This window comes from Sphingopyxis sp. HIX (assembly GCF_001468285.1).
Lineage (GTDB): Bacteria > Pseudomonadota > Alphaproteobacteria > Sphingomonadales > Sphingomonadaceae > Sphingopyxis.
Genome location: NZ_LNSB01000056.1, coordinates 20,485 through 29,348 on the forward strand (window position 1 = coordinate 20,485; position 8,864 = coordinate 29,348).

Sequence of the window (8,864 nt, forward strand, 5' to 3'; positions counted from 1 at the left end):
CAGGTCTAGCGCAAAGCCATGAAGCGTTAGACTTCATTCTCCGAATTATCGGTCAAACCCAAAAGCTTCAGCTTCCGGTGCAGCGCCGAGCGCTCCATGCCGATGAAGGTCGCGGTGCGCGAGATATTGCCCGAGAAACGGTTGATCTGGATGCGCAGATATTCGCGCTCGAAATTCTCGCGCGCTTCCTTGAGCGGGATCGCGGTGATCGATTCGGCGTTGGGCAATATGTCGGTGCCGCCGCGCACCAGTTCGGCGGGCAACATGTCGGCGTCGATGCGCCCCAGCCGGTCGCTGGGCGCCAGGATCATCACGCGCTCGATCACGTTGCGCAGCTCGCGGACATTGCCCGGCCAGTCGTGCGCCTGGAGCGCGGCCATCGCCTCGGCGCTGATCTCAGGCGGCGGGGCGTGGCGGTCGGCGGCGTAGCGGCCGACAAAATGTTCGCAAAGCGAGGCGATGTCGTCGCGCCGCTCGCGCAGCGACGGGATATGCACCGGCACGACATTGAGCCGGTAATAGAGATCCTCGCGAAAACGCCCCTCGGCGATCTCGGTCATCAGGTCGCGCGCCGAGCCCGAAATGATGCGCACGTCGACACGGATCATTGTGCGCCCGCCGACGCGGGTGAAGCTCTGGTCGGTGAGCACGCGCAGGATCTTGCCCTGCGTCGTCAGCGGCATGTCGGCGACCTCGTCGAGGAAAAGCGTACCGCCATGCGCCTGTTCGAGCAGGCCGACACGGATCGCGCCATCGTCGCCTTCGGCACCGAACAGCTCGGCCTCGACCGTCTCGGGATCCATACGCGCAGACGAGATAACGCGGAACGGCGCGGTCTGGCGCCCGCTCCAGCCATGGAGTACCCGCGCCGCGACCTCCTTGCCCACTCCCGCGGCGCCGGTGATCAGCACGCGGCTGCCGGTGCCCGCGACGCGCTTCAGCGTCGCGCGGACATTGTTGATCGCGGCGCTGGCGCCCGTCAGCTCGTCGGCCGGGCCGGCGCGTTCGCGCAGTCGCTCATATTCGAATTTCAGCCGCTCGCTCTCGGTCGCGCGCGCGACGAGATGGAGCAGGCGTTCGGCCTCGAAGGGCTTTTCGATGAAGTCGAAGGCGCCGCGGCGGATCGCCGCGACCGCGGTATCGAGCCCGCCATGGCCCGAGATGACGATGATCGGCAGCGTCGGGTCGAAGGCCTTGATCGCCTCGACCAGCCCCAGTCCGTCGAGCCGCGAGCCCTGAAGCCAGACGTCGATCAGCGCGAGCGACGGCCGCCGCTGGCGGATCGCCTCGAGCGCAGCGTCGCTGTCCGACGCGGTGCGTGCTTCATAACCTTCGTCTTCCATGACGCCGGCGACCAGCTCGCAAATGTCGCGCTCGTCGTCGACGATCAAAATATCAAGCGCCATGTTCTTCTCTGTCCTGGCGGTTCCGGAAGCGTCCGGGGACCGTTTCAGCCTGCCCTGTCATGGTGTCGGCGCCGCGCCCCATCAGCGGGCGCAGGCGGTCGGGGTGGAGCGTCAGCGTGACACGCGTCCCCTGCCCCGCGGGATTGTCGGCGAATTCGAGCTCGCCATAATGTTGCTCGACGATCTTCTTGACGATTGCGAGCCCGAGACCCGTGCCGCCCTGGCGCGTGGTCATATAGGGTTCGGCGATGCTGTCGCGGGCTTCGGGGAGACCGATTCCGTCGTCGGTGATGCTGATCGTCATTTCACCAACTTGTCGCATATCGAGGATGGCGTGGATATGGCCAATGGGAGAAGATTCGGAGTTTTTCGATTTTTCTTCAATCGCTTCCACGGCGTTCTTGACGATATTCGTTAGCGCCTGCGACAGGAGGCGGCGGTCGCAAACGAGGGGTTCGATCTCGTTCGGGATCGTGACGCCGAATTCGATGTCGGGCTTGGCCACTTCGAAGAGGAACACCGCCTGCTTCAAGATATCGCGGACATCCTCGACCCCGAAGGTCGGCTTCGGCATGCGCGCGAAGCTCGAGAATTCGTCGACCATGCGGCGCATGTCGTGGACCTGGCGGATCACCGTGTCGGTCAGCTTGCGGAAGGTCGCCTGATCGCCCTCGACCTTGTCGCCGAAGCGGCGTTGCAGGCGTTCGGCGGCGAGCTGGATCGGGGTCAGCGGATTCTTGATCTCGTGCGCGATGCGGCGCGCGACGTCGGACCAGGCGGCGCGGCGCTGGTCGAGCAATTGCTGGGTGATATCCTCGAAGCTGAGCACGAAGCCATCGCCCTGCGCGACCGCCTTCGCCGCGAGCGTCGCGGGCTCGGCCTCCTTGCGCGCGAGCTGGACCACCGCCTCGCGCTCGTCGCCGGTGATCAACCGCGCGAGTTCGGGCGCGACCTCGGCGAGCGGGCGCCCCGTGAGCTCCCCGGCGCCGCTGCCGATCAGCCGCTCGGCGGCGGCGTTGACGAGCAGGATGCGATGCTCGGCGTCGACCGAGACGACCGCCGACGACACGCCGCTCAGCACCGCCTCGATGAAGCTGCGCCGCGCCTCGATCTGTTCGTTCGCGCTGACCAGCGCGTGGGTCTGGCCCTGGATCTGCTCGGTCATGCGGTTGAAGGCGTTGGCGAGAACGGAGATTTCGTCGTCGTGCGCGGTAGGGGTCACGCGCACCGACAGGTCGCCGCCCGCGGCGGTGCGCGTCGCGCCGACGAGCGTGCCGAGCGGACGCACGATGCGGTCGGCGACGACGATCGCCGCGATCACCGCGAGCGCGAGCAACAGCAAGGCGCCCAGATAGAGCGCGCCGTTGAACTGGAGCTGGAGCAGCTGCGACCGCTGGAAGAGCGCGTTATAGTCGGCAAGCACGGTGCCGGCGCGCACCGATTGCTGGAAGCCCGGCACGTTGAAATCGCGCGAGGCATAGACATAGGCGCGCTGCGCCCCCGGCAGCTTGGTCGCCGCCTCGATCCGGTCCGAGCGGCGGACGACGACGACATCTTCGCCGGCATCGAGCCGCTTGATCATCTCGGGCTGCAAACGGTTCTCGGCGGCTCGATTGTCGGGATCGACCCCCGCCGCCGTCCGCGCGACTCCATCGGCGCCGATCTCGATCACAGCCGATTCATTGAGGTTCCGGACGACGACCTGCTGGAAATAATAGCTCGAGAAATCGGGATCGTCGGGCGGCACTTTTTCCAGAAAATTGCCGAGATCCTTGGCCATCGCGATGGTGTTCGCGCCGACCTCGCGCTGGTTTTCCTGATAATAGCCCTCGGCAAGGCTCGCCGCATTCTCGAACATCCCGCGCGATCGATCCGAGAACCAGAAATCGACCCCGAACTGGAACAGCAAGGACGCAAAGATCACGACGAGCATCGTCGGCGCCGCCGCGATCAACGAGAAGAGCGCGACGAGACGGACGTGCAGCCGGCCGTTGCCGCCTGCCATCGAGCTGGTCGCGCGCGCGCGCGCAACGCGGCTGCCGACGAGCACGATGAGTGTCATTGCCGGCAGCAGGTTCGCGACCATGATCGCGGCGACGAGCGCCGGGGTAAGCAAGCGGTCGCTCTGCGCGTCGCCGGTGACGAAGATATAGGTCGCGATGCCGACGCTGAGCATCACCGCCAGCGCATAATATTCGGGAACCGCGAACTGCCACGCCTTGGCGCGCGCGCTCTGGCCGCCGGAATCGCTGTCGTTGATCGGGGGAGCGCTGGTGGCCATTGTGTCCTTGCTACGACAATGTTGTTGCATAGAAAACACACAAAGTGCGCGAGGGCCACAGCTGGACGCGGAAAGCGGCTCGGTTGGGCGTGGTTCGGCGGCAATCGCCGGAGGCCGACTATCGACGCTGGAACGCGGTCGTTTCAGTTCGCGTTAAAAAGCTATGTCGGCTTTGAGGTGGGGGGCGGACGTACTTAATCCTCCCTGTCGCGAAGCGATGGGGAGGGGGACCATGCGAAGCATGGTGGAGGGGTGCGTGCAGCCGAACTCGGCGTATGACCTCCCGCACCCCTCCACCACCCTGCGGGTGGTCCCCCTCCCCACGGCTTCGCCGCAGGGAGGATTAAGATGTCCGCAATCGCCCGTGAGCCGTCACCGCCGAGCGGGCTACGGCTCGAAGGCCGCCAAGATCGGGCATGGCCCCTTGTCGCTCGCAGCGCAGAGGTCGGCCAGTCTCGCCAGCGCCGCGCGCGTTTCGGTCATCGCCGCGATCTTCGTATCGAGCGCTTCGATCCGCTGGCGCGCGAGGTGGCGGACCTGGACGCGGTCGTCGCCCGCCTCGAGCGCGAGCAGTTCGCCGATCTCGTCGAGCGTGAAGCCCGCGCCCTGCGCAGCGCGGATGAACTTCAGGCGGCGGAGGTCGTCCTCGTCGTAGCGGCGGATGCCGCCGCCCCAGCCGTCGCCGCCGCTCCGCGCGGGCGTCGGCAGCAGGCCGCGGCGCTGGTAATAGCGGATCGTCTCGACCCCGACACCGCCCGCGGCGGCCAATTTTCCAATGGTGAGCTGCATCGCTTGACTCCGTACCATGGTACGGATGCCATATGGGGCGCATGACACAGGAAACAACCACCGCCGCGGGCCGCAAGACGGCCGTTCTCCACCGCATGGTCATGCCGGGGCACATCTGCCCCTATGGCCTCAAGGCGCGGCACCTGCTCAAGCGGAAAGGCTATACGGTCGACGACCGCTGGCTGACGACGCGCGAGGAGACCGACGCGTTCAAGGCCGAACATGGCGTCAGGACCACGCCGCAGACCTTCATCGACGGGGTTCGGATCGGTGGTTACGACGACCTCCGCCGCCATTTCGGCCTGACCGTGCGCGATCCCGATGCGGTGAGCTATCGTCCGGTGATCGCGCTGTTCGCGATGACCGCGTTGATGGCGCTCGCCGCGAGCCACGCGGTGTTCGGTACCGCCCTCACGCTGCGCGCCGCCGAATGGTTCGTCTCGTTCAGCATGATCGTGCTCGCGCTGCTCAAGCTGCAGGATATCGAGAGCTTTTCGACGATGTTCCTCAATTACGACCTGCTCGCGAAGCGCTGGGTGCCCTATGGCCGCATCTACCCGTTCGCCGAGGGGCTCGCGGGGGTGCTGATGACCGCGCATGCCCTGCCCTGGCTGTCGATCCCGGTGTCGCTGTTCATCGGCACGATCGGCGCGGCGTCGGTGTTCAAGGCGGTCTATATCGAGCGGCGCGAGCTCAAATGCGCGTGCGTCGGGGGTAGCAGCAAGGTGCCGCTGGGCTTCGTCTCGCTGACCGAGAATCTGGCGATGGTCGGCATGGCGCTGTGGATGCTGGCGATGCTGGTCTGACCGCCGCGGCTATTGCCCCGGCGGCTTGCCTGCCGCATCGCTGCCGTCGTCGTCCGGCGCGCGATAATGCTCTTCCTGCCACGCGTCGGCATCGAGCGCGGGCTTGCGGCCGAACAGCCCGCCGATCGCATTGCGGAACATCGCAAAGAGCGCGACCAGGCCAATGACGATGAACTTGCCGAATTTGGCGAGGATCGCAAATAGGCCAACCTTCTTGGCGACCGCCGCGGCGCCGCCGGCGGCGACGAGGCCCGCGAGGCCATATTCGGCCTTCTTGTCGGTCGACGGATTATAGTCGGCGTAGCGGGCGCCGGTGCGGAAACTGCCGACATTGGCGAAGGTCTTGGCGGCCTCCTGGACCTCGGCAAGCTGGCTCATGCCCGCGAGGATGTTCATGCTGAGCACGCCGGTGCGGCCGAGCAGGCGGATGTCGTAATTGAGCGTGTCCTCACTCGAGCCGTCGAACTTGATGTCGCGCGCCCAGACCAGCGAGTGTTTCTGCGCGTCGTAGGTCGGCGCCTGCGCCCAGCGCTGGAGGATGCCGGCGGGATAGCCCGACGCGCGCGTCGCCGGGGCCTGTTCCTCGTCCGCCGCCTTCATGTTGGCGAGCATCTCTTCATAGTCGATCGTCTTCGCGTCATCGTCGGAGACATAGCCGGTGTCCTCGAAGGTGATCACCGCCGACCAGGTGTCGTCGACGAAGCTTTTCCCTTTCGGAAAGACCATGCCGAGCACGCCGGTCGCCGAACCCGGCGGGTTGCGCCAGACGTCGACGAGGATCGTGCGCGCATCCTCGGCCCCGACGAAATAATAAGCGTCGCCGAGGTTGAGGTCGGCGTCGGCGGCCGCGATATGGATCGTTCCGGTCTGGCGCTTCATCGAGGCCATCAGCCGCTGCGCCGCGGCCTGCTGTGCAGCGATCGCCGCCTGTTCGGCAGCGGGACCGGACGCGGTGGCCGCGGTGGCGGCGGTCACCGCCGGCGTCGTCGCGGCGAGCGCCATCGCGCCGGCCATGACGAGCAGCGCACGAAAATTCGACAATCGGATCATGATCTTTCCCCCCGGACAGACACAACCCCTGTTCCAGAAAGACCGGCGCGCCGCAAGTCCGATCGGCTGCGGCGCGCAACCCGATCGTCACGATCCCGGCACATGGGATTTCGCGTGCCGCTGGGCTATGCCCGGCGCAACGAATCACCAGACTATGGGAACTGCCATGTACAACCGCCGCTCGTTTCTGGCCGGGGCGACGCTCGCCGGGCTCGCCGTCCCCGCGATCGTCCGCGCGCAGGGGCTGCTCCGCGACTTTCCGTTCAAGCTGGGCGTCGCGGCGGGCGATCCCGCGAGCGACGGTTTCGTCATCTGGACGCGCCTCGCCCCCGAGCCGATGGAGCGCCACGGCGGCATGCCGCTGACCAACGTGCCGGTCGACTGGGAGGTCGCGTCGGACACCGGCTTTCGCGACGTCGTGGCGAAGGGCACCGACCTCGCGCGCCCCGAACTCGGCCACAGCGTCCATGTCGAGGTCGCGGGGCTGCTGCCCGACCGGCCCTATTATTACCGCTTCACCGCCGCGGGCGAGCGCAGCCTGCGCGGCCGTGCGCGCACCCTGCCCGCGCCCGGCGCCAAGGTCGACGCGCTGAAATTCGGCGTCGCGGGCTGCCAGCATTATGAATCGGGCTTTTACGGCGCGTACCGCCACATGGCGCGCGAGGACCTTGCCTTCGTCTATCACTATGGCGATTTCATCTACGAATATCAGCAGGATTATCTCTTCGACAGCGGGCTGCCGATCCGCCCGGTGCGCAGCTATGCGCAGCGCGCGCTGGTCGACCTCGACGATTTCCGGGGCGCCTATGCGCAGACCCTGCTCGACATCGACCAGCAGGCGGTGCGCTCGGTGCATGCGCATCTGTCGAGCTTCGACGATCACGAGATCCGCAACGACTGGGTGTCGGACATCGACAATTGGAAGATGGGGCTCGACGGCAACGACCCCGACGCCGCGCCGCCCGAGGTCTTCATGCTCAAGAAGCAGGCCGCGATGCAGGCGTGGTACGAGCATATGCCGTTGCGCAAGGCGCTGCTGCCGCGCGGCGGCATGGTCGGCATGCACCGCGAGTTCCGCTATGGCGACCTGATGGCGATGCAGCTGCTCGACACGCGGCAGTATCGCGACGACCAGCCGTGCGGCGACGGCTTCAAGCCCGCCTGCCCCGAGGTCTATGCGAAAGAAGCGCAGGTGCTGGGCAAGGCGCAGGAGGAGTGGCTGGCGCGCAACCTCGCGAAGGGTGGCGCGACCTGGAATACATTTGCGCAGCAGGTGACGATGATGTCGCTCGACCGGCGCCGCAAGCCCGACGAGCCGAAGAAGATCCTCAACCTCGACAGCTGGGCGGGCTATGAGGCGCCGCGCGAGCGCATATTGTCGCGCATGGCGGGGCTGAAGAACTGCGTCGTCCTGACCGGCGACGAGCATCAGAATTTCTGCGGCGACCTGGTCCTCAAGGACAAGGTCGTCGGCGCCGAATTCGTCGCGACCTCGATCTCGTCGGGCGGCGACGGCAGCGACAAGCGCAACGGCACCGACGACTGGCTGAAGCTCAACCCCGAGCTCAAATTCGCCAACGACCAGCGCGGCTATGTCGTGTGCGAGGTCGGCCGCGAGGCGTGGCAGTCGCATTTCATGGTCGTCGACAAGGTGACCACGCCGACCAACACGCTGTCGAAGCGCGCGACCGGCGTCGTCGAGAATGGCGTCGCCGGGATCAAGATGGCCTGACGATGAAGATGATCGGCATGATCGGCGGCATGAGCTGGGAAAGCTCGGCCGAATATTACCGCCTCGTCAACCGCGACATCCGCGGGCGGCTGGGGCCGACGGCGTCGGCGCGCTGTTTGCTGTGGTCGTTCGACTTTTCGGAGATCGAGCGGCTGCAGAATGCGGGCGACTGGGACGCGCTGACGGCGATGATGATCGACGCCGCGCGGCGGCTGGAGGCGGGCGGCGCCGAGCTGCTGATCATCTGCACCAACACGATGCATTTGATGGCCGACGCCGTGCAGGCGGCGGTGTCGGTGCCCCTGCTCCACATCGCCGACGTCGCCGCCGACCGGCTGCACGCCGCGGGGATCGAGAGGGCCGGGCTGCTCGGCACCGCCTTCACGATGGAGAAGGATTTCTACCGCGACCGGCTGAGTGCGCGGCACGGGCTGTCGGTGGTCGTTCCGGGCGCCGAGGACCGCGCGGTCGCGCACCGGATCATCTATGACGAGCTGGTCGCGGGCGTCGTGACCGAGGCGTCGCGCGACGCTTATCGCGCGATCATCGCGCGGCTGGTCGACGCGGGCGCCGAGGCGATCATCCTCGGCTGCACCGAGATCATGCTGCTGGTGCAGCCCGACGACAGCCCGGTGCCGTTGTTCGACACGACGACGCTGCATGCCGCGGCGGCGGTGGAGTTGGCGCTGGGGTGAGCGGACGTGTCTGGTTTGGGGTGGTTAGCGGACGTCGATCTCCCCTCCCGCTTGCGGGAGGGGTTGGGGGTGGGCAGCAACGCTGCAATGGCCCACCCCCAACCC

General features: G+C 66.7%; 7 protein-coding genes. 3 read left to right on the forward strand and 4 right to left on the reverse strand.

The window, feature by feature from the left end; all coding sequences use genetic code 11:
- Window positions 1-26: 26 nt before the first annotated feature.
- The 3 genes from ntrX to ATE62_RS20480 form a co-directional block, all read right to left on the reverse strand.
- Window positions 27-1,406, reverse strand: a complete 1,380-nt coding sequence (gene ntrX, locus ATE62_RS20470; protein WP_058809959.1) for a nitrogen assimilation response regulator NtrX — start codon at window positions 1,404-1,406, stop codon at window positions 27-29.
- The gene (locus ATE62_RS20475; protein WP_231736346.1) at window positions 1,396-3,687 is read right to left on the reverse strand and encodes a sensor histidine kinase; all 2,292 of its coding nucleotides are present in this window, start codon (window positions 3,685-3,687) and stop codon (window positions 1,396-1,398) included. The genes ntrX and ATE62_RS20475 overlap by 11 nt, the downstream gene beginning before the upstream one ends.
- A gap of 387 nt (window positions 3,688-4,074) precedes the next feature.
- The gene (locus ATE62_RS20480; RefSeq protein ID WP_058809418.1) at window positions 4,075-4,476 is read right to left on the reverse strand and encodes a MerR family transcriptional regulator; all 402 of its coding nucleotides are present in this window, start codon (window positions 4,474-4,476) and stop codon (window positions 4,075-4,077) included.
- Window positions 4,477-4,517: 41 nt separating this feature from the next.
- On the opposite strand from ATE62_RS20480, the gene ATE62_RS20485 reads away from it, so the two are divergent.
- Window positions 4,518-5,282 carry a glutaredoxin family protein gene (locus ATE62_RS20485; RefSeq protein ID WP_058809419.1) on the forward strand — a complete coding sequence of 255 codons (765 nt, stop codon included), beginning with the start codon at window positions 4,518-4,520 and terminating at the stop codon, window positions 5,280-5,282.
- Window positions 5,283-5,291: 9 nt separating this feature from the next.
- On the opposite strand, the gene ATE62_RS20490 is transcribed toward ATE62_RS20485, so the two are convergent.
- Window positions 5,292-6,332, reverse strand: a complete 1,041-nt coding sequence (locus tag ATE62_RS20490; RefSeq protein WP_082662936.1) for a DUF2167 domain-containing protein — start codon at window positions 6,330-6,332, stop codon at window positions 5,292-5,294.
- Between the two features lie 166 nt (window positions 6,333-6,498).
- On the opposite strand from ATE62_RS20490, the gene ATE62_RS20495 reads away from it, so the two are divergent.
- Window positions 6,499-8,064, forward strand: a complete 1,566-nt coding sequence (locus ATE62_RS20495; RefSeq protein ID WP_058809420.1) for an alkaline phosphatase D family protein — start codon at window positions 6,499-6,501, stop codon at window positions 8,062-8,064.
- Between the two features lie 2 nt (window positions 8,065-8,066).
- Window positions 8,067-8,759: an aspartate/glutamate racemase family protein gene (locus tag ATE62_RS20500; protein WP_058809421.1), complete on the forward strand. Its 693-nt coding sequence runs from the start codon at window positions 8,067-8,069 to the stop codon at window positions 8,757-8,759.
- Window positions 8,760-8,864 lie beyond the last annotated feature (105 nt).

Bases quoted from the DNA above. Each gene is read 5' to 3' on its own strand.
- ntrX (WP_058809959.1), bottom strand. From the start codon at position 1,406: ATGGCGCTTGATATTTTGATCGTCGACGACGAGCGCGACATTTGCGAG.
- ATE62_RS20475 (WP_231736346.1), bottom strand. From the start codon at position 3,687: ATGGCCACCAGCGCTCCCCCGATCAACGACAGCGATTCCGGCGGCCAG.
- ATE62_RS20480 (WP_058809418.1), bottom strand. From the start codon at position 4,476: ATGCAGCTCACCATTGGAAAATTGGCCGCCGCGGGCGGTGTCGGGGTC.
- ATE62_RS20485 (WP_058809419.1), top strand. From the start codon at position 4,518: ATGACACAGGAAACAACCACCGCCGCGGGCCGCAAGACGGCCGTTCTC.
- ATE62_RS20490 (WP_082662936.1), bottom strand. From the start codon at position 6,332: ATGATCCGATTGTCGAATTTTCGTGCGCTGCTCGTCATGGCCGGCGCG.
- ATE62_RS20495 (WP_058809420.1), top strand. From the start codon at position 6,499: ATGTACAACCGCCGCTCGTTTCTGGCCGGGGCGACGCTCGCCGGGCTC.
- ATE62_RS20500 (WP_058809421.1), top strand. From the start codon at position 8,067: ATGAAGATGATCGGCATGATCGGCGGCATGAGCTGGGAAAGCTCGGCC.